This window comes from Limosilactobacillus pulli, assembly GCF_947381555.1.
In the GTDB taxonomy this organism is placed as follows: domain Bacteria; phylum Bacillota; class Bacilli; order Lactobacillales; family Lactobacillaceae; genus Limosilactobacillus; species Limosilactobacillus pulli.
This window is the reverse complement of sequence record NZ_CANCWQ010000011.1, coordinates 33,837-57,010: the sequence shown is the minus strand read 5'-3', so window position 1 is coordinate 57,010 and position 23,174 is coordinate 33,837. Positions and strand designations below refer to the sequence as shown.

The 23,174-nt window shown below is 46.7% G+C and carries 22 protein-coding genes and 1 tRNA gene; 4 read left to right on the top strand and 19 right to left on the bottom strand.

All coding sequences use genetic code 11. The features are described from left to right. Window positions 1-172: 172 nt before the first annotated feature. From QOS03_RS05070 to QOS03_RS05055, 4 genes are all read right to left on the bottom strand, one after another. The gene (locus tag QOS03_RS05070) at window positions 173-694 is read right to left on the bottom strand and encodes a GNAT family N-acetyltransferase (protein WP_283575561.1); all 522 of its coding nucleotides are present in this window, start codon (window positions 692-694) and stop codon (window positions 173-175) included. Continuing rightward, on the bottom strand, window positions 687-1,154 hold the full coding sequence (tsaE, locus tag QOS03_RS05065) for a tRNA (adenosine(37)-N6)-threonylcarbamoyltransferase complex ATPase subunit type 1 TsaE (protein ID WP_283575560.1): 468 nt from the start codon (window positions 1,152-1,154) through the stop codon (window positions 687-689). The genes QOS03_RS05070 and tsaE overlap by 8 nt, the downstream gene beginning before the upstream one ends. A 130-nt stretch (window positions 1,155-1,284) precedes the next feature. Then, window positions 1,285-2,259 carry a phosphate acetyltransferase gene (gene pta, locus QOS03_RS05060; protein WP_283575559.1) on the bottom strand — a complete coding sequence of 325 codons (975 nt, stop codon included), beginning with the start codon at window positions 2,257-2,259 and terminating at the stop codon, window positions 1,285-1,287. A gap of 29 nt (window positions 2,260-2,288) precedes the next feature. Further along, window positions 2,289-2,984, bottom strand: a complete 696-nt coding sequence (locus QOS03_RS05055; protein WP_272216072.1) for a uracil-DNA glycosylase — start codon at window positions 2,982-2,984, stop codon at window positions 2,289-2,291. Window positions 2,985-3,105: 121 nt separating this feature from the next. Between QOS03_RS05055 and QOS03_RS05050 the strand changes: the two genes are divergently transcribed. Further along, window positions 3,106-3,714, top strand: a complete 609-nt coding sequence (locus QOS03_RS05050; protein ID WP_283575558.1) for an LURP-one-related/scramblase family protein — start codon at window positions 3,106-3,108, stop codon at window positions 3,712-3,714. A 56-nt stretch (window positions 3,715-3,770) separates the two neighbouring features. Here QOS03_RS05050 and smpB read toward each other — a convergent pair whose 3' ends face one another. From smpB to gap, 8 genes are all read right to left on the bottom strand, one after another. Beyond that, window positions 3,771-4,244 carry an SsrA-binding protein SmpB gene (smpB, locus tag QOS03_RS05045; RefSeq protein WP_283575557.1) on the bottom strand — a complete coding sequence of 158 codons (474 nt, stop codon included), beginning with the start codon at window positions 4,242-4,244 and terminating at the stop codon, window positions 3,771-3,773. A gap of 27 nt (window positions 4,245-4,271) precedes the next feature. Then, window positions 4,272-6,674 carry a ribonuclease R gene (gene rnr, locus QOS03_RS05040; RefSeq protein WP_283575556.1) on the bottom strand — a complete coding sequence of 801 codons (2,403 nt, stop codon included), beginning with the start codon at window positions 6,672-6,674 and terminating at the stop codon, window positions 4,272-4,274. Between the two features lie 56 nt (window positions 6,675-6,730). Then, complete coding sequence (gene secG / locus QOS03_RS05035) at window positions 6,731-6,970, bottom strand: preprotein translocase subunit SecG (protein WP_033934341.1); 240 nt, start codon at window positions 6,968-6,970, stop codon at window positions 6,731-6,733. Window positions 6,971-7,034: 64 nt separating this feature from the next. After that, a complete protein-coding gene (locus tag QOS03_RS05030; RefSeq protein WP_283575555.1) occupies window positions 7,035-8,585 on the bottom strand; it encodes a ClC family H(+)/Cl(-) exchange transporter in 1,551 nt (516 codons plus the stop codon). A gap of 111 nt (window positions 8,586-8,696) precedes the next feature. Then, window positions 8,697-10,019 (bottom strand): phosphopyruvate hydratase, encoded by a 1,323-nt coding sequence (gene eno, locus QOS03_RS05025; RefSeq protein ID WP_033934339.1) that lies wholly within the window; start codon window positions 10,017-10,019, stop codon window positions 8,697-8,699. Window positions 10,020-10,107: 88 nt separating this feature from the next. Continuing rightward, window positions 10,108-10,857, bottom strand: coding sequence for a triose-phosphate isomerase (gene tpiA, locus QOS03_RS05020; protein WP_169461257.1), 750 nt, complete (start codon window positions 10,855-10,857; stop codon window positions 10,108-10,110). A 93-nt stretch (window positions 10,858-10,950) separates the two neighbouring features. Next, complete coding sequence (locus tag QOS03_RS05015; protein ID WP_272208557.1) at window positions 10,951-12,159, bottom strand: phosphoglycerate kinase; 1,209 nt, start codon at window positions 12,157-12,159, stop codon at window positions 10,951-10,953. Window positions 12,160-12,250: 91 nt separating this feature from the next. Next, window positions 12,251-13,264: a type I glyceraldehyde-3-phosphate dehydrogenase gene (gene gap, locus QOS03_RS05010; protein ID WP_169461259.1), complete on the bottom strand. Its 1,014-nt coding sequence runs from the start codon at window positions 13,262-13,264 to the stop codon at window positions 12,251-12,253. Window positions 13,265-13,573: 309 nt separating this feature from the next. Between gap and QOS03_RS05005 the strand changes: the two genes are divergently transcribed. Next, window positions 13,574-13,645 (top strand) — tRNA-Arg (locus tag QOS03_RS05005). 134 nt (window positions 13,646-13,779) lie between these two features. On the opposite strand, the gene QOS03_RS05000 is transcribed toward QOS03_RS05005, so the two are convergent. Then, window positions 13,780-13,911: a hypothetical protein gene (locus QOS03_RS05000; protein WP_006500395.1), complete on the bottom strand. Its 132-nt coding sequence runs from the start codon at window positions 13,909-13,911 to the stop codon at window positions 13,780-13,782. Between the two features lie 402 nt (window positions 13,912-14,313). Between QOS03_RS05000 and QOS03_RS04995 the strand changes: the two genes are divergently transcribed. After that, the gene (locus QOS03_RS04995) at window positions 14,314-14,439 is read left to right on the top strand and encodes a hypothetical protein (RefSeq protein ID WP_272208555.1); all 126 of its coding nucleotides are present in this window, start codon (window positions 14,314-14,316) and stop codon (window positions 14,437-14,439) included. Between the two features lie 170 nt (window positions 14,440-14,609). After that, a complete protein-coding gene (gene clpP, locus QOS03_RS04990; RefSeq protein ID WP_283575554.1) occupies window positions 14,610-15,203 on the top strand; it encodes an ATP-dependent Clp endopeptidase proteolytic subunit ClpP in 594 nt (197 codons plus the stop codon). Between the two features lie 191 nt (window positions 15,204-15,394). Here clpP and whiA read toward each other — a convergent pair whose 3' ends face one another. From whiA to uvrA, 6 genes are all read right to left on the bottom strand, one after another. After that, on the bottom strand, window positions 15,395-16,333 hold the full coding sequence (gene whiA, locus QOS03_RS04985; protein ID WP_283575553.1) for a DNA-binding protein WhiA: 939 nt from the start codon (window positions 16,331-16,333) through the stop codon (window positions 15,395-15,397). An 18-nt stretch (window positions 16,334-16,351) separates the two neighbouring features. Then, on the bottom strand, window positions 16,352-17,341 hold the full coding sequence (locus tag QOS03_RS04980; RefSeq protein WP_283575552.1) for a gluconeogenesis factor YvcK family protein: 990 nt from the start codon (window positions 17,339-17,341) through the stop codon (window positions 16,352-16,354). 12 nt (window positions 17,342-17,353) lie between these two features. Beyond that, entirely contained in the window at window positions 17,354-18,223 is an 870-nt protein-coding gene (gene rapZ, locus QOS03_RS04975) for an RNase adapter RapZ (RefSeq protein ID WP_283575551.1), read from the bottom strand. Window positions 18,224-18,518: 295 nt separating this feature from the next. Continuing rightward, window positions 18,519-19,271, bottom strand: a complete 753-nt coding sequence (gene aroD, locus QOS03_RS04970) for a type I 3-dehydroquinate dehydratase (protein WP_283575550.1) — start codon at window positions 19,269-19,271, stop codon at window positions 18,519-18,521. After that, on the bottom strand, window positions 19,272-20,177 hold the full coding sequence (locus tag QOS03_RS04965) for a shikimate dehydrogenase (protein ID WP_283575549.1): 906 nt from the start codon (window positions 20,175-20,177) through the stop codon (window positions 19,272-19,274). Window positions 20,178-20,315: 138 nt separating this feature from the next. Next, entirely contained in the window at window positions 20,316-23,168 is a 2,853-nt protein-coding gene (uvrA, locus tag QOS03_RS04960; protein ID WP_283575548.1) for an excinuclease ABC subunit UvrA, read from the bottom strand. Between the last annotated feature and the right edge of the window lie 6 nt (window positions 23,169-23,174).

Genomic DNA, 23,174 nt, shown 5'->3' with positions numbered 1-23,174 from the left:
CAAGCACAGATCGAGGCACTTGTCATGACGAATAATCTAGCAAAATTTGGAATGTTACAAACTAGCAATTGACGTATTGATTATACCTTATTTAGTAAATATGAGTAAATAATAGGTAAATAAAAAGCATGAAATCGCCATTAAGCGTATTTCATGCCCTAGCAGACGTAAGTTAGTCATTTTTATTATCTGTTGACGAGCGATACTCCATCAAGATTGCCGAGCGGGGATGCTTGTTTTGGTCTTCAACCGTTGCATCACCCGTTTTGATGAAGCCATATTTTTGATACAGTCTGATTGCAAGTACGTTGTCGCTGAAAACGTCTAAAACCAGTTTTTCCAAGGTACTGTAGTTTTCAAACCAATATGTGGCCTCATCAACCAATAGGCTGCCAATCCCATTTTGCCAAAAATCTTTTAAGACGGCTACACCCAGCTCGCCGACTTGAGGCTGATCAGCCAGCCCCATGATCGTAACGATGCCAATTGGCTGATCTTGGTACTGAGCCAATAGAATCAATGAATCCGTACTTTCGCAGATATCACAAAGGCTGTATTCTTCCTGCTCAACCGTTAGCTTGTCTAAGTGCGGTACCAAGATAGCCTCGCTTTCCAAGGATAATTGCCTAAGCAGCTTCAAAATGGCCTGGGCATCTGCTGGCGTGGCTAGTTTGATTCCTACTGTTTCAGTCATGAGCAGTCACCATTTGATTAACGATTGTCTCAAAACGCGCACCATGCGGCTCAAAGCTTAAAATGCGGGTCTTTTCGTCATCAGTACGTTTAAAGTTGATTGCCAAAAAATCAGCTGGCAGCTCATCTTCAATAAATTCTGCCCATTCAACCACGCTGATGCCATCACCATCAAAATATTCTTCCAATCCCAAATCTTCGGCACCGCCATTTTCCAGACGATAGATATCCATATGATAGAGCGGCAAGCGTCCTGATTGATATTCACGAATAATCGTAAACGTTGGGCTTTTGATTACGTCCTTAATACCAAGTCCGGCAGCCAGTCCTTTGGTGAAGGTCGTTTTACCGGCACCGAGGTCACCGTTTAAAACAATCACGTCACCAGCTTGTAAGTATGGTGCCAGCTTTTGTCCCATTGCCATCGTTGCTTCTCGATTGTGTAAGATTAATTCAGTCATTATTATTGTCCTTTGCTGGAATTGGCCATTTTGATCAAATTACTGACCATGGCCTAACGCTTTCTATTTTAGCGTATCGACGTTATAAAGCCAAAAAAGGCCGCCTGACTTCTGCCAGACGACCTGGATTTTATAATGCCTGTGCTGCCGTAATCAAGGCAACCTTGTAGACGTCTTCTTCATTGCATCCCCTTGACAGGTCGGCAATTGGCGCGTTCAAGCCTTGCAGAACCGGTCCAATCGCTTCAAAGCCGCCCAAACGTTGGGCAATCTTGTAGCCAATATTGCCCGCTTCCAGACTTGGAAAAACAAAGACGTTGGCATGACCAGCTACCTTAGAGCCAGGGGCCTTTAATTCGGCCACGGCTGGTACGATGGCAGCATCAAACTGCAGCTCGCCATCAATTGCCAATTCTGGATCGGCAGCTTGAGCCAGCTTGGTTGCCTCAGCCACTTTAGTAACCATTTCGCCCTTCGCCGATCCCTTGGTCGAAAAGCTCAGCATAGCAACACGAGGGTCAAGGCCAAATAATTTAGCCGTCTTGGCGCTTTCCACAGCAACCTCAGCCATCGTTGGCGCATCCAGCTCGATATTGATGGCACAGTCGGCAAAAATGTAGCGCTGATTGCCCTTTTGCATCAAAAAGGCCCCACTGATCCGCTTGATGCCTGGCTTGGTCTTAACGATCTGCAAAGCTGGCCGGACCGTGTCACCAGTTGAGTGAATGGCACCAGAAACCATTCCGTCAACCTTACCCATGTAAACCAGCATCGTGGCAAAGTAGCTGACGTCTTTGAGCATGGCATCGACTTGTTCAGGCGTGTTCTTACCGTGACGCCGCTCTAAAAGTGCCGCATGCATTGCTTGGTAGTCAGCAGCTGGATAGGCGGCCGGATCCATAATCTCAACACCAGTCAAATCAACGCCGTTTTGTGCTGCGGCTGCTTTGATCTTAGCCTCATTACCCAGCAGAATTGGCGTCAAGAGGCCATCGTGTGCCAGACGGGCCGCGGCGCCAAAAACTCGCTCATCCGCGCCTTCTGGAAAAACGATCCGCTTGTTTGCTGATGAAAGCTGTGTCTTCAAATGTTCAAATACATCCATTATTCATAACCTCGCTTCTATGTCTGCATCTATTGAGCATCAAGATCAACATGTTCGGGCAGGCGCCAGTCAATTGGCGTCTCTCCCATTGCCACCAGAGCCTCATTGGTTTTTGAGAAAGGCTTTGAGCCAAAGAAGCCACGGTTGGCAGAAAAAGGACTGGGGTGCGGTGATTGTAAAACGATGTTGGTCTGCGTGTTGATCAAAGGAATCTTGGATTGGGCTGCCTTGCCCCAAAGAATAAATACCACTGGTCGCGGCCGTTCCGACAGCGCATGAATCGCTGCATCCGTAAGCTGCTCCCAACCATGACCGCGATGCGAGAATGCTTGACCAGCCCGCACGGTAAGCACCGAGTTCAAAAGCAGTACGCCTTGATCGGCCCACTTCTTCAGATAACCGTGATTAACCGGTGGATAGCCAAGGTCACTTTGCAGCTCTTTATAGATATTTTGTAAGGAAGGCGGAATCTTGACCCCCGGCAAAACCGAAAAGCTGCAGCCATGTGCCTGATGCGGTCCATGGTAAGGATCCTGTCCTAAGATTACCACTTTTACCTTTGAAAATGGAGTCCATTCAAAAGCTTCAAAAATATGATGCATTTCAGGATAGATCGTCTGATGAGCATACTCATCGGCTAAAAAAGCGTGCAGCTGCGCATAATATGCAGATTCAAACTGGGGTTCCAAGACGCCCCACCAATCGTTATGGATAAGTTGTTTCAAAGTCAGCACCTCGTGAATATTTTAACATGATTATGATGATTACGATACGTTATTGACTGTTTTTATTGCCAACAGCTGTTAAAATAGTGATAGATACTTAAGAAAAGTGGTGATTTCTGTCATGCGGCAATTGTACATCCGCGACCGTTCAACCGATCTGAATGGCGCCACTGTCATTCACGATGAAAGCGGCCATTCATGCTATCTCTTAGCCGGCAAATGGGGCATTCGCTACGATGCACTTTCATTATATACGATGAGCGGTGAATTGTTGGCAGAAGCCAAGCAGCTGACACTTGGGCTGACGCCAAAGTTTGCCCTTTATTTGAATCAGCGACAAGTTGGCACGATCGGCAAATCACTGGGCTTTTTTCATGAACTAATCTATATTCGCGGCTTAAACTGGATTGTCGTTGGTTCGCTGATGAGCGGACACTTCAAGGTCTTTTGTGGCAGCCGGCTAATTTTTGAGGTTGAGCCGGTGCAAAATACCGGGGGCTTTTGTAGTCGATTAAGTGTCGTCAATCAGGCCGATGAGCCATTGGCAATTCTGACGGCAACAATCATCAATCGCTGGGCCAGACATCAGGATCGCCAGCCGCTGCATGAAAAACTGCGTCAGCTGAATCCGATGTCATCAACTGATCAAGGCGATCTAAGCATGGGATTCGTGCCGAAAACACTGCTTAATGATCAAAACATCGGCAAACACATTCATCAGCCAGAATAAAAACGGGGTGCATCTTTTTATAATGCACACCCGTTTTATTTTACTCAAGATCCGACTTAATAATGCTTCAAAACACGTTCAATCTGTCGTTCCTGCTCACGCTTCTTGATCGACTCACGCTTATCGTATTCATGCTTTCCTTTGGCCAGACCAAGCAGCACCTTGGCATAACCGTGCTTGATATACATTTTCAGCGGAATCAGCGCAATCCCCTTGGTCGACAGCTCACCAGCAATCTTTTTAATCTCTTTTTTATGCAGCAGCAGCTTACGATTGCGCAACGGATCATGATTAAAGAACGTGCCGTTGTCATATTGGCTGATATGCACGTTCATCAGCCATAATTCGCCATTATGCAGCTGTGCAAAGCCATCCTTAAGGTTGACGCGGCGAGCCCGTACTGACTTGATCTCAGTTCCAGTCAGTGCAATGCCGGCCTCATAGGTTTCTAAAACCGCATAATCATGACGCGCTTTTTTATTTTGGGCAACCAGATTATCGTCTTTTTCGTGATGGGATTTTTTTGCCATCTTTTTCCCTCCCGTTAAAGCCTAACGCTAGCGCCGATTACCGTTATTGTGTCCACGCTGAGAACGTTTGCCACCGTCATGTCGATGCGATGGACCGCGGTCAAACAGATGATTACTGCGCCGGCCGTTGCCATTGCCCTTACCGCGGTAGGAACGCTGGCTGCCATTTTTATCGCGACCATTACGACCAAACTTGCCATGCTTGTCATCTCGATTATTGCGCCCACGACTGTTAAAGCGACCATCGTTTTTACGCGGTACGCGCAGCTTGGTCGTTGGTGCGTCTTCAGGGTTGACCAGCTCAAAGTCGACTTCGCGCTGATCCTTGTCAACTCTAATCAATTTAACCTTAACCGGCTGACCAATCTGGAAGATGTGATGATGACGACGACCAACCAGGGCCATGTTGGATTCTAGGTACTCATAAAAGTCATCATTCATAACACTGATGTGAATGAGACCCTCAACGGTATTTTCCAAGGCCACGAACAGGCCAAATTTCATTACCGAGCTGACAACGGCATCAAACGTTTCGCCAACGTGATCTTCCATATATTCGGCCTTCTTCATGCTGTCAACATCCCGTTCGGTATCGATCCCACGTCGTTCGGTAACCGAGGTATGCTCAGCCACTTCTGGCAGCCAATCACGGTACTTAGACTTGGCTTTTTCAGTCGTGCCGTTTTCGGCATACCAGCTGATCAAACGGTGGACCATTTCATCAGGATAACGGCGAATCGGTGAGGTAAAGTGCGTATAGTATTGAGCACCCAGACCAAAGTGTCCGACCTCTTCATCGGCATATTTAGCCTGCTGCATGCTTCTGAGCATCATTACCTGAACCATCTGCTCTTCTGGCTTGCCTTCTACGCTCTTTAAAACGTCTTGGAGCATCTTAGGCTTGACGTTTTTCAGATCACCCTTCATCTCAATACCAAAGACACTGAGCAGCTCAGCAAAGCTCTTAATCCGGTCGGCATCCGGTGTTTCATGAATCCGGTATAAAAATGGCACGTGCAATTTATAGTAATGCTCAGCCACGGTTTCATTGGCTGCCAGCATAAACGATTCGATCATCCGTTCTGAAGTCCCCCGCTCCCGCAGCTGAATGTCAGTTGGATGCCCTTCTTCATCAACAATGATTTTGGCTTCTGGTGCGTCAAAATCGATCGCACCACGGTCATGTCGATGCTTTAAAAGAATCTGGTGCAATTCGCCCATCGTCTCAAACATTGGCACCAGTTCCTCATATTCTTTGATTACCTGCGGATCATGATCTTCTAAGATGGCATTGACTGCCTTGTAGGTCATTCGCGCATGTGAGCGCATTACGCTAGGGAAGATTTCGTGTTTGACGATATTGCCCTGCGGATCAATTTCCATCTCACAGCTCATTGCCAAACGCTCTTCATTTGGATTCAAAGAACAGATCCCATTTGACAATCGCTTTGGCAGCATCGGAATTACCCGATCCGTTAAATAGACTGAAGTTCCACGCTTAAAAGCCTCTTTATCCAGTGCTGAGCCAGGCTTAACGTAGTGCGTAACGTCTGCAATGTGAACGCCCAGGTGATAATTGCCATTGTCTAATTTCCAGGCAACTACGGCATCGTCAAGGTCCTTTGATTCAATACTGTCGATGGTAACCAGCGGCTGAGCGGTAATGTCTTTGCGACCCTTCTTTTCTTCTGGCAAAACATGGTCTGGAATAGCGTTGGCCTCGTCCATAACTTCTTGCGGAAAGACGTGCGGAACGTCATGGGCATAAACGACGGAGAGAATGTCGATACCAGGCTGGTCCTTATCGCCGATTACTTCAGTTACCATCCCCGTCATGATTTGTGACGATTCATCGCTTGGATAAGAAGAAATCGTGGCATTAACGATTTCGTTGTCTTCTGGGTGCAGACCATCATCTGTGACAAAAAACCGGAAATTACTGAGTTTTTTGTCCTTTAGAATAATCTCGCCAATGAAATGTCCCATCGTAATATTTTTAAACTCACCGACCACGTGCTCATAATGCCGCGTCAGAATCTCGGTAACCTGTCCTTCTGGTCCTTGATCACTGCCTGGTTCTGGCATGCGCAAAATCTTGACCTCAACCTCATCACCACTCATTGCGTGCATAGTGTGATCGGGATTGACGTAGATATCAGGCTGTTCGGGATCGTAGGCCACAAAACCAAATCCCTTGGCATTTCCCCGAAAGACCCCACTGACCGTCTTTGGCTTAATCACGGCCTTAAACTCGCCTTGATCCGTTACCATGACCTTTTTGTCACGTTCCAATTGAGCCAGTGCCTGCACGACCGGCGTAAATTGGTCAGCTCTGTTCATTCCCAGCTGCTGGGCGATTTTTTCAGCCGAAAAGCTGAGTTCTTGATGATCGAGTAAACGCTTGAGTATTTCAAGTTGTAATTGTGTCATCCATATACCTCTTTAATAAATAAAAAGCCCCCTGAGATTGGCAGGAGACACTTAAACTAGTGTGAAGAAACATAGACCAGCGCCAGTGCCAAAATAAAGAAGAGGGCACCAAAGATGGTCGTAGCAATCTGCATAACCGCTTCAAAACCGCGAGCCTTGCGCCGACTGAACAGGTCGCCAGCACCCCCGGTCAAAGCGGACATGGCATCGTTGTCATTCTTGGCTGGCTGCATCATTACGCAAGCAATTAAAATGACGCAGACAATCAAGAAGAGGGTCATAATCGTATTATACAAAAAAGATTTCCTCCTATTTCACCCACTATATCCGTTAAATCATACCATATTTTCAGTCATTTGGCTAATCATGCAACGATTGCCGAGCCGCGGCATTGATCCGTGCCTGGTTGGCAATGTGATTTTTACCGCGCAATTGAACGACCAGCGTATCACCAGCCTTTAATCTGGTATTGCCACGCGGAATCAGCTGGTTTTCACCACGATAGATGCAAGTGATCAGCGCCCCGGCTGGCCAGTCAAAATCCTTAATTAAGCAGCCATCCAGTACGGAACCAACAAAAATCGGCGTTGTCATCTGGGTCAGGCCCAACAGCTCTCTTTGCGGATGTTTGTGCATCATGTTGGCAAACATCGCCGCATAAATCGGCGTGCCGCCCATCAGATCAACCACCAGCCAAGCCACAATCGAGACAATCGCCAGGGGCATCAGATGTGTCAGCGTCCCCACCATTTCCGTAATCAATAAAATCGCCGTAAAGGGGGCCTTGCTGATACAGGCAAAGTAGCCGGCCATAGCACAGATAACGTAATTTGGCAGATACTTGGCTGGAATCAATCCCCAATGGATCATGATTGCGCAATAGAGTGCCCCGATAATGCCACCCAGCGTTAGGATCGGCAAAAAAATCCCCCCGGGCAGCTCAGAAGCATAGCTGATCATGGAAAAAACAAAGCGTAAGATAAACAATCCCAGCATCACTTTAAACTCAGCCGGCATCTTAGGCAGCGCCACGACCAGATTATTGCCGCCACCCAGCGTTATCGGCCACCACCAGGCAATTGGAATTACCAGTAAAAACGGAATCACCGGATACCAAGCTGGTTTTAAGAAATGCAGCTTGTGCATCCATTTTGGCAGCTGCAAAATCACAACCTGATACAGTCGCCCCAATAGCCCCAGTAAGATTCCCAGCAAGATTAGATGCCAGTACTGTGAAGCTGGAAGCAGCACCTCATGTGGCACATTCAGATCTGGCGCTAATCCAAAGAAAGCCATCGATACTAAATTAGCGGCCAAGGAACTGATAAACACCGACAGCCAGACTAACGGCGAAAAGTTATGATAAACCTCTTCTAAGATAAACATTGTACTGGCAATTGGAGCATTAAAGGCCGCTGAAAGTCCAGCCGCAGCCCCGCTGGCAATCCCAACGCGTCTTTCGATTTCAGTACCGGTATTTTTTTCGGCAATTCCTTGGCCGATCGCGGCTCCTAGTTGAATCGAGGGACCTTCTCGCCCCAAGAACAGCCCCGAGCCAATACTGATAATGCCACCAAAAAACTTGCGCCACAGTACCGGCCACCATTTTTCATCAAACTGTCCTGTCAGCTGTCCCTCAACTTGAGGAATCCCAGAACCTTTAATATCCGGATTTTTCTGCACCAATCGTCCTAAAAAAAGCGCGACCAGTATGCTTGCCAAACTCCAAGGCAGCAGCCAAAATGGATGACCATGAAAATATCCAAATGCTCTGATGACCCCATTTAACAGATTCTGAATTGCCCAGCGAAACAAACTTACAACTAGTCCGGCAAGCAGGCCAATGATGGTGGCGCGGCCAAGCTGACGTAGATTTGCATACCTGAGTCTTGCAATTCTTGTAGTTTTCACTTTCTCTTCACACCCAAAAATTCTTGTTACTAAACTAGTCTAGCACAGATTTGCGGTCGCAAAAAAAGCGTTTGGAAAAATCCAAACGCTTTAAAATCATTAATTGAAAAATTAACGGTTTTCGATGTCTTGACGAGCTTGTTCGCTCAGGTTGTAGAAGGAGTGAATCCCCTTGTATTGAGCAACGTCGCCCAGGTTGTCTTCGATCCGCATCAGTTGGTTGTACTTAGCAAGACGGTCAGTCCGGCTCATGGAACCAGTCTTGATTTGGCCGGCGTTAGTAGCAACAACCAGGTCAGCAATCGTCGTGTCTTCAGTTTCACCAGAACGGTGGGAAACGATAGCCGTGTAGCCGGCTTCCTTAGCCATTTCGATTGCTTCAACCGTTTCAGTCAGCGTACCAATTTGGTTCAGCTTGATCAGGATGGAGTTGGCAGCACCCATCTTGATACCCTTGCGCAGGTAGTCCGTGTTCGTAACGAAGAAGTCGTCACCAACCAGTTGAACCTTCTTACCCAGCTTGTTGGTAATCGTTACCCAGTCATCCCAGTTGTTTTCGTCGATTGGGTCTTCAACGGATACGATTGGGTACTTTTCAATGATACCAGTCAGGTATTCGATCCATTCTTCAGTGGTGTATTCTTCACCAGTGGACCAACGCAGCTTGTACTTCTTGTCTTCATCGTTCCAAAGTTCAGAAGCAGCAACGTCGCAAGCAATGGCAATGTCCTTACCTGGCTTGTAGCCAGCGTCTTCAATCGCCTTGATCAGGTATTGGAATGGTTCTTCGTTGTTGGCAAAGTCAGGAGCAAAACCACCTTCGTCACCAACTGAGGTAACCTTACCAGCAGCTTCCAGTTCCTTCTTCAGGGCGTGGAAAGTCTCCGCACCCCAACGGATAGCTTCACGAACAGTTGGTGCACCAACTGGCATGATCATGAATTCTTGGAAGTCAACCTTGTTGTCAGAGTGGGCACCACCATTGATAACGTTCATCATTGGCGTTGGCAGCAGATGAGCGTTGAAGCCGCCAAGGTAGTTGTACAGTGGCACTTGCAGTTCATCAGCAGCAGCCCGAGCAGCAGCCAGGGAAACGGCCAAGATAGCGTTGGCACCCAGCTTGCCCTTGTTAGGCGTACCGTCAAGCTTGATCATTGCCTTATCGATTGCAACTTGGTCAGTAACTTCCATGCCGACGATTTCCTTGGCAATTACGTTGTTGACGTTAGCAACGGCCTTCAGAACGCCCTTGCCGCCAAAACGGTTCTTGTCGCCATCGCGAAGTTCAACCGCTTCGTGTTCACCAGTAGAAGCACCAGAAGGTACGATACCGCGGCCAACACCGCCAGCTTCAGTGTAGACTTCTGCTTCAACAGTTGGGTTACCACGTGAGTCCAGGACTTCACGAGCATAAATATCAGTAATGAGTGACATTGATGAATCTCTCCTCTGTCATTTTAAAATTGGAAAGTTCTTCCGCTTTCCATTGTATTATTCAGAACAATTTAAAACAAGCTTTATCTTAAGAGTTTACAAGCTTTAAAAATCGGTTGGGGTCCAGACTGGCGCCACCAACCAAAACGCCATCGATATCATCATAGGCCATCAGCGCATTGATATTGGTCTCATTGACGCTGCCACCATAAAGAATTCGCACGGCATTGCCAATATCTTCGCCATACATATCGCGAATCGTCTGACGAATCAGGTAGCATCCTTCTGCCGCCTGCTCTGGGTCGGCGCTTTGCCCGGTACCGATTGCCCAGCTTGGCTCAAAGGCCATCGTAACCTTGGTAACGTCAATCGGTGACAGACCTTTTAAATCGGCCAGAATGCGGCTGACAACCCAGCGAACCTTCTTACCGGCAATTCGGCGTCCCATTGTATCATCACAGCAGACGATTGGGCACAGGCCATTGCGCAAGGCCACCTGAACCTTTTGATTGATTAGTTCATCGGTCTCGTTAAACAGCCGCCGCCGCTCAGAATGCCCTAAGATGACATGATGAATGCCTGCTAAAGACAAAGAGCGTGGACTGGTTTCGCCGGTATAGGCCCCCGCAATTCGACTATAACAATTTTCAGCAGCGATTTTTAACGGCGTATCTTTCGCCGCTTGTACCATTGACGTTAAAGACAGCGTGGGTGCAGCCAGAATGGTTTCACGCTCACTAGGGTCTGGGAGATCGTTTTTAACGTAATTAACAAATTCAACGGCCTCTGAAACCGTCTTATTCATCTTCCAGTTGCCCGCAACAATTGGTACGCGCATGCAAAAGCCTCCTCTAATTATTTTTCCGCTACTTTTATTTTATCAAAAAAAGCGATTGAATCGCTACTATGCTAATCAATCGCTTAAATATCTTTACTTTTCGGAAATTGCTGCAATCCCTGGCAGTTCCTTACCTTCCAAGTAAGTCAATGAGGCACCGCCACCAGTTGAAATGTGGCTCAGACGGTCGGCAATCCCCAATTGCTTAGCAGCGGCCGTAGAGTCCCCGCCACCAACAATCGTCGTAGCATCCGTCAGCGTGCCCAGGAACTTGCCGATTTCCAGCGTACCCTTGGCAAAGTTGCTCATTTCAAAGACACCCATTGGACCGTTCCATACAACCGTCTTAGCATCAGCCAATACGCTCTTGTACAGTTCAATCGTCTTAGGGCCAATATCCAGGGCCATCCAGCCATCGTCAATGTCGCCTTCGACTACCTTGGTGTTGGCATCATTCTTGAAGGCATCGGCAACTACATTGTCAATTGGCAGTACCAGCTTGTCACCGGCTTTGTCCATAATTTGCTTGGCAACGTCGATCTTGTCTTTTTCAACCAGTGAATTACCAGTCTTGATGCCCTTAGCTGCGTAGAACGTGTAGGCCATACCGCCACCGATGATGATCTTGTCGGCCTTGTCCAACAGGTGATCGATAACGCCAATCTTGTCAGAAACCTTGGCACCACCCAGGATGGCAACAAAAGGACGAACCGGGTTGTCAACGGCATCACCCAAGAACTTGATTTCCTTTTCCATCAAGAAACCAACACCTGACTTGCCTTCGCCGATCGCTTGCGCAATCCCGACGTTGGAAGCGTGGGCACGGTGAGCCGTACCAAAGGCATCGTTGACAAAGACATCGCCCAAGGAAGCCCAGTACTTACCAAGTTCAGGGTCGTTACCAGATTCACGCTTGACGTATTCGCCATCCTTAACGTCTTCGTAACGCGTATTTTGAACCAGCAGTACGTCGCCATTGTTCATTTGGTTGATGGCATCTTCCAATTGCTTACCTTCCGTTACTGGAACGAAGGTAACTGGCTTGTTCAACAGGTTGGAAAGCCGTTCTGCAACTGGACGCAGTGACAGACCTGGCTTGTCTTCTTCCTTCTTGATTCGACCAAGGTGGGAGAACAGAATTGCCCGACCACCATGATCGATTACATAGTTGATCGTTGGCAGTGCAGCCACGATTCGGTTGTCGTCACCAACGACACCGTCTTTGATTGGCACGTTGAAGTCAACACGCATCAAAACCTTTTTGCCTTCCAATGGAAGATCTTCAACAGTCATTTTAGCCATAATTGACCAATTCCTCCTTAATTTGAAAAGAAGGCGGGCGGAGTTTCCTCCTCCCGCCTTCCTAATTGGTACTATTCAGTTCGCATTACCATTACAGAGTAGCGAAGTGAAGCAGCGTACGGATCATGTTGCAAGTGAAGCCGTATTCGTTGTCGTACCAAGCAACCGTCTTAACCAGTTGTGCGCCTTCGCCATCAGACATGATTTCAGTTTGAGATGGGTCGAAGACAGAACCGTAAGTAGAACCAATGATGTCAGAAGATACGATTGGGTCTTCAGTGTAACCAAAGGCTTCGTTGCCTTCAGTTGCCTTCTTCATAGCAGCGTTGACTTCATCAACCGTAACTTCCTTGTCCAGGATAGAAACAAGTTCAGTCAGGGAACCGTCAACGACACCAACACGTTGTGCGTGACCGGACAGCTTACCGTTCAGTTCTGGGATAACCAGGCCGATAGCCTTGGCAGCACCAGAAGAGTGAGGAATCGTGTTCGTGCTTGCAGTACGGTTGTTACGCATCTTCTTGCCACGAGGACCGTCCAGGATAGCTTGCGTGGAAGTAAATGCGTGGATCGTAGTCATGGTACCAACCTTAACGCCGAATTCCTTGTTCAGGAAGTAAGCCATTGGAGCCAGGCAGCTGGTCGTGCAAGAACCAGCAGAAACGATCTTGTCGTCAGCCTTCAGCGTGTCCAGGTTAACACCAGGAACAACAGTTGGGATGTTACCAGCAGGTGCAGAAATCAGCACACGCTTTGCGCCAGCGTCCAGGTGTGCTTGTGACTTTTCTGCAGAAGTGTAGAAACCAGTACATTCCAGAACGAAGTCAACACCATCGTTCTTAACCCAAGGAATGTTCCGTGCGTCGCGTTCAGCGTATACAGGGTATTCCTTGCCATCAACAACGATGCCCTTGTCAGTGGAAGAAACTTCGCCAGGGAACTTGCCGTGAGTAGAGTCGTACTTCAGCAGGTAGGCCAGCATTGAAGGAGTAGTCAAATCGTTGATTGCAACAACTTCAATGTCCTTGGAGCCCAGTTCGTGGATCCGACGGAAAGCCAAACGACCAATACGGCCAAAGCCATTAATACCAATTTTTACAGTCATACTGCAATTTCCTCCTTTAGGAAAATAATTCAATGTTCTTGTTTAGTTTACCACAACTTTTCATCCAAAATTGCCAAATTTAAGGAAAAAATTGGCAATTTTGTCTGCTAGCTAAACAATCACACTAACCTACGTTGTTTATGATACTCAAAACCGACTAACTTGTCCATGGAAATGTATTTAGTTTTCATCAAATTGGATCCATCCAATATTTTTGTAAAAATATTCATTTTCCTCTTGCATTTTGGTGCTGCAAAGGATATTATAATAAACGTTCGCGTTATTTATGCGAACTCATCTAAACAAGATGCGCCCTTAGTGTAATGGATCGCACGTGAGATTCCGGTTCTCGAGATCCGGGTTCGACTCCCGGGGGGCGCATTTAGGTACATCAAAGCACTGGTCAGGCTGATCAGTGCTTTTATTATACTTAAATGATCTTAATTAAAAATCAGCATAAAAAAGACCTCATCACAGTCAGCCTGGATGAGGTCTTTTTTAAATGGAAAAGCAAATTACTTTTCTTCAGCTGGCTTTTGCTTAGCCCACTTACGAATAGCTTCGATTTTCTTTTCCTTCTTAGCCCGCGTGTAACGGTCTGCGACTGGGCGACGGCCTTGTACGCCGTATGGATGTGCTTTACGCATAGCAATATGCCTCCTTTATATCTAACGTAAATAATCAACATTCCAATTATAAGGGTCAAGGTATCAAAAATCAACAACTATTATTACAACCAAGCTGTCATCAATAAAATTCAAAAAAATTTTTTGATTATCTGACTGATTTTGGGCATCTTGCTCATTTTTTAATTTCTAAGCTGGAAAGCCAGTCTGCGTTGACCTTTGGAAACGTTAGCACTATTTTCACAATAAAAAATTGATAAACGTTTTCCGCCAATTTGACCTATACCAATTTAGGCATAAAAACCAAAAATAGCTTAAAATAGGCACTTGTCAATAATACCAATTGGGTGTATAGTCTTAGACATCACAGAGGTTAACAATTAATTCATTCACAAATCCATATTATTCGGGGAGATGAAATCTATGTTTAAAAAGAACATGCACGAATTGAACGAACTTAAGAAATTGATCGAAAATGACGATCGGGCCATGCTGGATGCCGAAATCGCCGATCAAGAACTGAGCATGATCTCAGCTGACTTGAAATAATTCTACCTATTATAAGACTAGAAAACGCTGTCATTGACGACATTTAGGTCGTACTTGGCAGCGTCTTTTTTTGTGACAAAACATTTGACCTTTTCTGACCTATCGAGTATAGTATTCACATAAGTTAGCAATCGAAGCTGACTACTGCTAATTAAGAGGGAGGCCAAAGCATGAGCTTAGTTCCAACGGTCATTGAACAGTCATCACGCGGCGAACGCGCTTATGACATTTATTCACGTCTGTTGAAGGACCGCATCATTATGCTGTCCGGTCCGATTGAAGATGACATGGCAAACTCAATCGTTGCGCAGCTGCTATTCTTGGATGCGCAAGATTCAACCAAAGATATTTACCTTTACATTAACTCACCCGGTGGTGTCGTAACCTCTGGGATGGCCATCTATGACACGATGAACTTCATCAAAGCCGATGTTCAGACCATCGTAATCGGTATGGCCGCATCAATGGCCAGCGTGCTGGTATCATCTGGTGCCAAGGGCAAGCGTTTCGGTTTGCCACACTCAACGGTTATGATTCACCAACCATCTGGTGGTGCTCAAGGTCAACAAACCGAGATTCAGATCGCAGCTGAAGAAATCTTGAAGACGCGTAAGATGATCAATGGCATTTTGGCAGAAAATTCCGGCCAGCCAATTGAGCAAATCGAACGTGATACTGAACGCGACCACTACTTAACGGCCCAGGAAGCCGTTGACTACGGTCTGCTTGACGGCATCATGGAAAACAGTGCCAAACTGAAGTAATTGTTTGACCTAAATAACTAAAGCCACGACTGTTATCAGCCGTGGCTTTTATTTGCTATTGAGGCTGGGAAAGATTAATTTTTATAGTGAAATAAAACAATCTTTAATAATAAAACGGCTGAAGATCAACGTTTTGAGTGACGCAATCTTCAGCCATTTTTCTATTTTCGGACTTTATTCTCAGTTTCTTTTTAGTTGCTCTTAGCGTGCCGTAATTCATCGGCATAGGCATTTAATTTACGCAATCGGTGGTTAACCCCTGATTTCGAGATTGGACCACCTGGCACCAAAACGCCGAGCTCTTTTAGACTGACTTCTTGATGAGCCAGACGGGTTTCGGCAATAGCGCGCAGCTTTTCTGGCAGACTGTCCAAACCAACCATTGAATCAATCAGACGGATATTTTCGATTTGGCGATTGGATGCATTGGCAACCTTATCCATATTGGCATTCTCGCAGTTGACCAGTCGATTGACGGAATTGCGCATGTCACGTACGATTCGAATATTTTCAAACTTGAGCATGCCATTGGTAGCACCGATTAACTGAAGAAACTCGGCAATCTTTTCGGCTTCTTTCAGATAGACGATGTAGCCGCTGCGGCGAGCCGTGGTTCGGGCATTCAGATGATAGCGATTGATCATCTGGGCAATCATTTCATTATGTTCTTCATATAAAGAATAAATTTCCAGATGATAGCGCGATGTCTCAGGATTATTGACTGAACCGCCCGCCAAAAACGCCCCACGCAGATACGAACGAATCATCAAATCATCCTTAAGCAATGCCATTGGAACCTTTTCTTTAATCTGAAAACCTTCCAAAATTCCCAGATCACTGAGAATCTCTTGGGCGTGATAGCGCAGGCGTACCACGTATTGATTGTTCTTTTTAAGCTTCATCTTACGCCGGACGACGATCTCACTTTCAACTTGATAAAACTGCTTTAAAAGCGAGTAGATTCTGCGAGCAATCGCCGGGCTTTCCGTTTGAACGTTTAAAACCAGATTGCGATTGGCAATTCCTAAAGCGCCATTCATCCGAATCAGCGCCATCAGTTCGGCCTTGGCATTATCCAAGTGCACCTGCAGCCCCGTCAGCTCTTTTTTTACCTCGTTGGCATATGACATGCGCGATTCCCCCTCTTGTTAATAATGGACGCCATGTAGACGATTCAGCAGTTCAGCCACCACCTTGTCGCGATCATGAAACGCCCCATTGTCTCTTAAACGCAAGAAATTACTGGAAATTACCCGACAGCTCATATCACGCAAGCCTTGAAAGTCATGCTTGACAGGCTGAGAGATCTCGTTCCATTCTTGAAAATCAATATAGTCTTTTGGCACCGGCTGAATATTTACCAAAACGGTATCAATGAAATTTTGCTTTAAGTGCGAGTTGAGCACGCGCACATGATCAGCATCTGAGAAATTGTCGGTTTCACCCTTTTGTGTCATGATGTTGCAGATATAGACAACTTCAGCTTTGGTTTCACAGACGGCCCGACCAACGTTTTCGATCATCAGGTTGGGCAAGATGCTGGTAAACAGACTCCCTGGTCCTAATACGATTTGATCGGCATCCATAATGGCATCAATAACCTGCTTGACCGCTTTTGCCTGGTGATGATTCTCATTATTGGACGGCGTGATCCAGACCCGCTGAATTCGCTTATGTGCCGCCGTAATCTCGGATTCACCACTCAATGTCGAACCGTCAGTAAACTCGGCATTTAAGGTCAGCGGCTCATCGGTAACCGGATAGATGTGTCCTTTAATCTTCATCAATGACGACAGTTCCTGCACGGCAGCGAAAATATCGCCGCCTTTCATCTCAGCCAAAGCTGAAATAATCAGATTACCAATCGCATGCCCAGCCAGGAACTGGTCAGTACTGTTGAAACGATATTGAAAAATTGACAGCTCTAGTTCCGATAATTCTGATAAGGCAACCAGTGCATTGCGAATATCACCAGGCGGTACCACATTGACATAGTCGCGCAAGATTCCTGATGAGCCGCCGTCATCGGCTACCGTCACGATTGCTGTAACGTCAACGTCTTTGTCCCTAAGACCATGTAGAATCTCAGGAAGTCCCGTCCCCCCACCGATCATGACGATTTTAGGTTTGTGGATCATTTGAATGCCTCCTTATTTTGCCTTATCGACGTCACGATGATGCAGATTGACCGTATAGCCATCCTGACGCAGATCATGATTTAACCGGTTGGCAATCGTTACTGAACGATGCTGACCGCCAGTACAGCCAATGGCAATCGTCAGGCTGCTTTTGCCTTCTTGAATATAGCCAGGTAAGGTTACCTTTAACAGGGCCTTGAGGTGTGAATAAAAATCTTGGGCCAACTGACTCTTCATCACATAGTCTTGGACTGGCTGATCGTTGCCGGTTAAATGCTTGAGCTCAGGCAGATAGAATGGGTTGGGCAAAAAACGAGCATCAATAACGATATCAGCATCTAATGGCAATCCATATTTAAAACCAAACGACATAACCTCAACAAAAAAGCTGCTGGTCTGACCATTGCCAAAGTAGTCATCAATCCGTAGCCGCAGATTGCGCGGCGTCAGGTTAGTGGTGTCAATAACAACGTCGGCTTGACTCTTCAGATCACTCAAAAGCGTCCGTTCCTTTTGAATTCCTTCTAAAACGCCACCTTGCCGTGACAGCGGGTGCGAGCGCCGCGTTTCCTTATAGCGTGATACCAGCTCAACATCACTGGCATCCAAAAACAAAACTTCAACTTTTAGATCAGTCCGATTCTTCAAGCGCTGAATGCAAGGTAGAATCTGGTCATAGAATGCTTGTGATCGCGAGTCCATTACCATCGTCATCTGGTCGAATTCAGCAGCGTTTTGGATCACGTCGGCAAATTTTTCCGCCAGATTAGGCAGCATGTTATCAATTACAAAATAGCCTAGATCCTCAAAGCTTTGAACGGCAACCGTCTTACCGGCGCCACTCATCCCAGTAATGATCACGACTTGTAGTGGTTTTGCCACGGAGCTATCACCTCAATTCAAAATACGCTTCTCATTGTATCACACCCGGGCGTGTCTTTTAATTTTAATGACTTTTCATTAAAAAAGCATGAGAGTGAGAAAAAACTCCGAAAATCAGCTTGCGACCAATTTTCGGAGTTTGTCTTCGAACCTCCGCAATGATGGCTAGGTCGGTCAAATGCTGATTTATCAGCGTTTGAACTGCCAGCCAGCTACTGCGCTGAGGCATTACTATCCATAAAATAGTTAAGAGGTTGAGTTAATTCCCAGCCTCATGCTTTTAAGATCAATTATCTTAAATTTTTAAATTATCCAGTGCCCTCCTTAATTCGGCAATGCTTAGCTGACCGGGGGCTGAGGCCTTTTCAACGGCACCAAACGTCAATGCTGAGCCAAAGACCTCACCGGCCATGCGCGTTACCTTCCCTAGATCGCCCATGGCCATGGTAATCAATGGCAAATCCAGTTGTGCATGTGCTTGAGCAGTCGCTTGCAAAAGTGTCAAAACATCATTTGAGTTTTGCGGCATAACGGCAATCTTAGCCACATCGGCACCAAGATCAGCTATCACGTGCAAGCGATAATAGATCTCTTCAGCAGCTGGCGTTCGGGCAAAATCGTGGCTGCTCATAATTACCTTAATACCATGAGTGTTTGCCAGTGCTACGATTCGCTCAATCTGAGATCTTTGATGAAACAGCTCAAGATCAATGGCATCCGTCAGCTCATTTTCAATTACAAAATGTACGATCTGAAAATACTTTGCTTCATCAAGCTTTCGACTGCCACCTTCTTCAATCGTGCGAAACGTGGTTAAAAGCGGCAGCTCAGTCAGTATTTTTCTCAATTTAAGGGCTGCTGAGCGTAGTTTTTCAAAATCCAGGACATCATCAAAAAAATCAATTCGCCATTCAACAACGTCTGGCTGCGCATTTACGATGGCTTGTGCCTGCTTTTCAATGGATGTTTGATCATCAGCAACGATTGGAACGGCAATTTTAGGTCTGCCATTGCCCAAGACGATATTTCTAAGCTTAACCTCTTTCATCTAATCTTCCTCTTTGAAAAGCAGATTGCGAATGTATTCAACCGGCATGTTCTGACCAGTCCAAAGCTTAAAAGCTGCGGCTCCTTGCTCCAGCATCATGCCCAGTCCGTTGAAGACGTGATTGACGCCTGCTTGCCGGGCCACCTTCATCAGCTTGGTCTCACGTGGGGAGTAGACCGTATCGTAGACAATCATGTCCTCATGGAACCAGCTTGGATCCTCAACCAAAGTCATATCTTCCAGTGGCTTCATACCGACACCGGTTGCATCAACATAGATATCACAATCGGCCAGCTCTTTTTTAAAGTCATCCTGATCCTCTAAACGATGCAGCGTAGCATGAGCACCGGTCTTTTCATTGATGATCTTGACGTTGCGCTCGGCATTTGGCCATTTGTCATCGGCAATGTTAAACAGCGAAAGCTCACTAACGCCATCAATTGCTGCTTGCATGGCAATCGGTGTCCCAGCACCGCCTGCTCCGGTCAGCACCATCTTTTTGCCACTAATATCCAGCCCCTCGTCTCGCAACGATTGCATAAAGCCGATTCCGTCCGTTGTGTAGCCCATCAAGACGCCATGATTGTTAACAATGGTATTGACGGCCTGACAAAGTTCAGCCGATTCATCCAGCTTGTCTAGGTATGGAATTACTTTTTGCTTGTTGGGCATTGAGATATTGGAGCCACGCATATCCAACGTTCTGATGGCATCAATAGCTTTGGGCAGCTTTTGATTATCAATCTCAAAACAAAGGTAGGCGTAGTTTAGACCCAATTTAGCAAAAGCATTGTTATGCATCGTTGGCGACATTGAGTGACGAATCGGATCCGCCATCAAGCCAATTAAAATCGTGTGTCCATTAAGTGAAATGTTTTTCCCGGTATGAATATTGTTCAGATCCATCAGCCAGACCTCCGTTTTTATTTTTAATTAAAATATAATATTCTAATCTTAATATAACGATTATGGAATTTCAATCTTAATTAAAAAGTCCAGCGGATCAAACTCCACTGGACTAGTAACATTCAAATCAAAATCATTTTATCTTTCATGCTGAGCAGCCCATTTGCGGTCACGCTCCAGCATCGGCTTGAGGTATTGTCCCGTATAGCTTTCTGACACTTCAGCAATTGTTTCTGGCGTCCCGGTGGCCACGATATAGCCGCCAGCCTCGCCGCCTTCTGGCCCCAGATCAATCAGCCAGTCCGCTGATTTAACCACATCCAGGTCATGTTCGATTACCAAGACGGTATTGCCGGTATCAACCAGACGCTGCAAAACACCCAAGAGCCGCTTGATATCAGACATGTGCAGACCGGTTGTCGGCTCATCAAGAATATAAAAGCTCTTGCCATGCGACTGCCGGTGCAATTCACTGGCTAGTTTCATCCGCTGGGCCTCACCACCCGAAAGCGTCGTTGCCGGCTGACCCAACTGCACGTAGCCCAGCCCAACGTCTTCAATCGTCTGCAGCTTGCGCCGGATCTTCGGAATGGCACTGAAGAATTCCAGTGCTTCAGAAACCGTCATCTTAAGGACTTCAGCAATGTTTTTGCCTTTATATTCAACTTCCAGCGTTTCGGAATTATAACGTGTGCCATGACAGACCTCACATGGTACATAGACATCAGGCAAAAAGTTCATCTCGATTTTTAAGATCCCATCACCGCGGCAGGCCTCACAGCGACCGCCCTTGACGTTAAAACTGAAGCGTCCTTTGGTATAGCCGCGTAATTTAGCCTCATTGGTCTGTGCGAACAGATCACGAATATCGTCAAAGACCCCGGTATAGGTTGCCGGATTGCTGCGCGGCGTCCGACCGATTGGCGATTGATCAATATCAATGACTTTTTCGATATTTTCCAGACCACTGATCGAAGCATAGCGTCCTGGCTTGGCTGATGCACCATTAAGCTTTTGAGCCAGGATGCGCTTGAGGATCAGATTGACCAGCGTTGACTTGCCAGATCCGGAAACGCCGGTTACGCAAATAAATTCACCCAACGGGAATTTAACGTCGATATTTTTCAGATTATTGGCCTGGGCGCCTTTTAGTTCAATAAAGTTTCCGTTGCCGCTACGCCGTTTTTCAGGTACAGGAATCAGCTGTTTGCCGGAAAGATATTGACCAGTCAGCGACTTGCGTGAACGCATGATCTGTTTTGGCGTTCCAGCGGCCATGACTTGACCACCGTTTTCACCGGCGCCGGGGCCAATATCGATAATGTAGTCAGCTGCCCGCATGGTATCCTCATCGTGTTCAACGACGATCAGAGTATTACCCAGATCACGCATCTTCTTGAGTGAAGCGATCAGTCGATCATTGTCGCGCTGATGCAGACCAATTGATGGTTCATCCAAGACGTACATGACGCCGGAAAGGTTTGAGCCAATCTGAGTAGCCAACCGAATTCGCTGCGCCTCACCACCCGAAAGCGTCCGTGCGGCTCGACTCAGCGTCAGGTATTCAACGCCAACGTTAGCCATAAACGTCAAGCGATCCAAAATTTCTTTTAGAATCGGCTTGGCAATCTTGGTCTTGGCTGGTGACAACTCAACATCTTTAAAGAATGGAATGGCTTGGCTGATTGGCAGTTCAGAGACCTCGCCAATGTTTTTACCCATGATCTTAACGGCCAAAGCCTTTTCGTTCAAACGATAGCCATGACAGGCCGGACATGGCAGCTCAGTCATATACTTGCGCATCTGCTCACGAGTAAAGTCAGAGTTGGTTTCATGGTAACGCCGCTTGACATTGTTAATGACGCCTTCAAACGGTACGTCAACGTCACGCACCCCGCCAAAGTCGTTTTCATAATGAAAATGAAACGTCGTCTCACCATTGCCATAAAGAACCTGCTTTTGCTGCTTGGCCGGCAGCTTTTCAAATGGTACGTCCATATCAATGCCAACCGAGTCACAGAACTGTTCCAGCATTTTTGGATAGTACTGAGACGAGATTGGATTCCATGGCAGCATGGCACCTTCACGCAGTGTTTTTTGTCGATCTGGCACGACTAATTCTTCGTCAACCTCTAATTTACTGCCCAGGCCTTCACACTCAGAGCAGGCCCCCAGCGGTGCGTTGAATGAAAACAGTCGTGGTTCTAATTCGCCAACCGTAAAGCCGCAGACTGGACAGGCATACTGCTCAGAAAACATCAATGGCGTTCCGCCAATCACGTCCGCCGTTGCATAACCATCGCTTAAACGCAGCGCAGCCTCAAACGAGTCGAATAGGCGCGAGCGGATACCATCTTTGATGATGATTCGATCAACCACCACGTCAACGGTATGCTTTTTATTTTTATCCAGCTCTGGAATCTCTTCAAGATCATAGGTCTCGCCATCGACTTGGACACGGACGAAACCGGCCTTCTTGATTTTTTCAAAGACCGCTTTTTGTGTTCCCTTCTTATCACGAACGACCGGAGCCAAGACCTGCAGTCGCGTGCGTTTTGGCAATTCCAATACACGGTCAACCATCTTCTCGACGGACTGACTGGCAATCACGCTGCCATCATTAGGACAGATTGGCGTCCCAACCCTTGCCCACAGCAGCCGCAAAAAGTCATTGATCTCAGTAACCGTGCCGACCGTAGAACGCGGATTGTGCGAAGTTGTTTTTTGATCGATCGAAATTGCCGGTGACAGGCCATCGATCGAGTCAACATCGGGTTTGTCCATCTGCCCCAAGAACTGCCGCGCATAGGCAGAAAGGCTCTCAACATAGCGACGCTGTCCTTCAGCATACAGTGTATCAAAGGCCAGTGAGCTCTTGCCTGATCCGGAAAGCCCCGTGATCACGATCAGCTTGTTTTTAGGAATCGTTACGTCTATATTTTTTAAGTTGTGGGCACGTGCACCATGCACCACGATTTTATCGTTGGCCATTGCCAA

Excerpts from the sequence above, each read along its gene's own strand:
- QOS03_RS05070 (WP_283575561.1), bottom strand. The coding sequence starts at position 694 with ATGACTGAAACAGTAGGAATCAAACTAGCCACGCCAGCAGATGCCCAG.
- tsaE (WP_283575560.1), bottom strand. The coding sequence starts at position 1,154 with ATGACTGAATTAATCTTACACAATCGAGAAGCAACGATGGCAATGGGA.
- pta (WP_283575559.1), bottom strand. The coding sequence starts at position 2,259 with ATGGATGTATTTGAACATTTGAAGACACAGCTTTCATCAGCAAACAAG.
- QOS03_RS05050 (WP_283575558.1), top strand. The coding sequence starts at position 3,106 with ATGCGGCAATTGTACATCCGCGACCGTTCAACCGATCTGAATGGCGCC.
- smpB (WP_283575557.1), bottom strand. The coding sequence starts at position 4,244 with ATGGCAAAAAAATCCCATCACGAAAAAGACGATAATCTGGTTGCCCAA.
- rnr (WP_283575556.1), bottom strand. The coding sequence starts at position 6,674 with ATGACACAATTACAACTTGAAATACTCAAGCGTTTACTCGATCATCAA.
- eno (WP_033934339.1), bottom strand. The coding sequence starts at position 10,019 with ATGTCACTCATTACTGATATTTATGCTCGTGAAGTCCTGGACTCACGT.
- tpiA (WP_169461257.1), bottom strand. The coding sequence starts at position 10,857 with ATGCGCGTACCAATTGTTGCGGGCAACTGGAAGATGAATAAGACGGTT.
- QOS03_RS05015 (WP_272208557.1), bottom strand. The coding sequence starts at position 12,159 with ATGGCTAAAATGACTGTTGAAGATCTTCCATTGGAAGGCAAAAAGGTT.
- gap (WP_169461259.1), bottom strand. The coding sequence starts at position 13,264 with ATGACTGTAAAAATTGGTATTAATGGCTTTGGCCGTATTGGTCGTTTG.
- QOS03_RS05000 (WP_006500395.1), bottom strand. The coding sequence starts at position 13,911 with ATGCGTAAAGCACATCCATACGGCGTACAAGGCCGTCGCCCAGTCGCA.
- QOS03_RS04995 (WP_272208555.1), top strand. The coding sequence starts at position 14,314 with ATGTTTAAAAAGAACATGCACGAATTGAACGAACTTAAGAAATTGATC.
- clpP (WP_283575554.1), top strand. The coding sequence starts at position 14,610 with ATGAGCTTAGTTCCAACGGTCATTGAACAGTCATCACGCGGCGAACGC.
- whiA (WP_283575553.1), bottom strand. The coding sequence starts at position 16,333 with ATGTCATATGCCAACGAGGTAAAAAAAGAGCTGACGGGGCTGCAGGTG.
- QOS03_RS04980 (WP_283575552.1), bottom strand. The coding sequence starts at position 17,341 with ATGATCCACAAACCTAAAATCGTCATGATCGGTGGGGGGACGGGACTT.
- aroD (WP_283575550.1), bottom strand. The coding sequence starts at position 19,271 with ATGAAAGAGGTTAAGCTTAGAAATATCGTCTTGGGCAATGGCAGACCT.
- QOS03_RS04965 (WP_283575549.1), bottom strand. The coding sequence starts at position 20,177 with ATGGATCTGAACAATATTCATACCGGGAAAAACATTTCACTTAATGGA.
- uvrA (WP_283575548.1), bottom strand. The coding sequence starts at position 23,168 with ATGGCCAACGATAAAATCGTGGTGCATGGTGCACGTGCCCACAACTTA.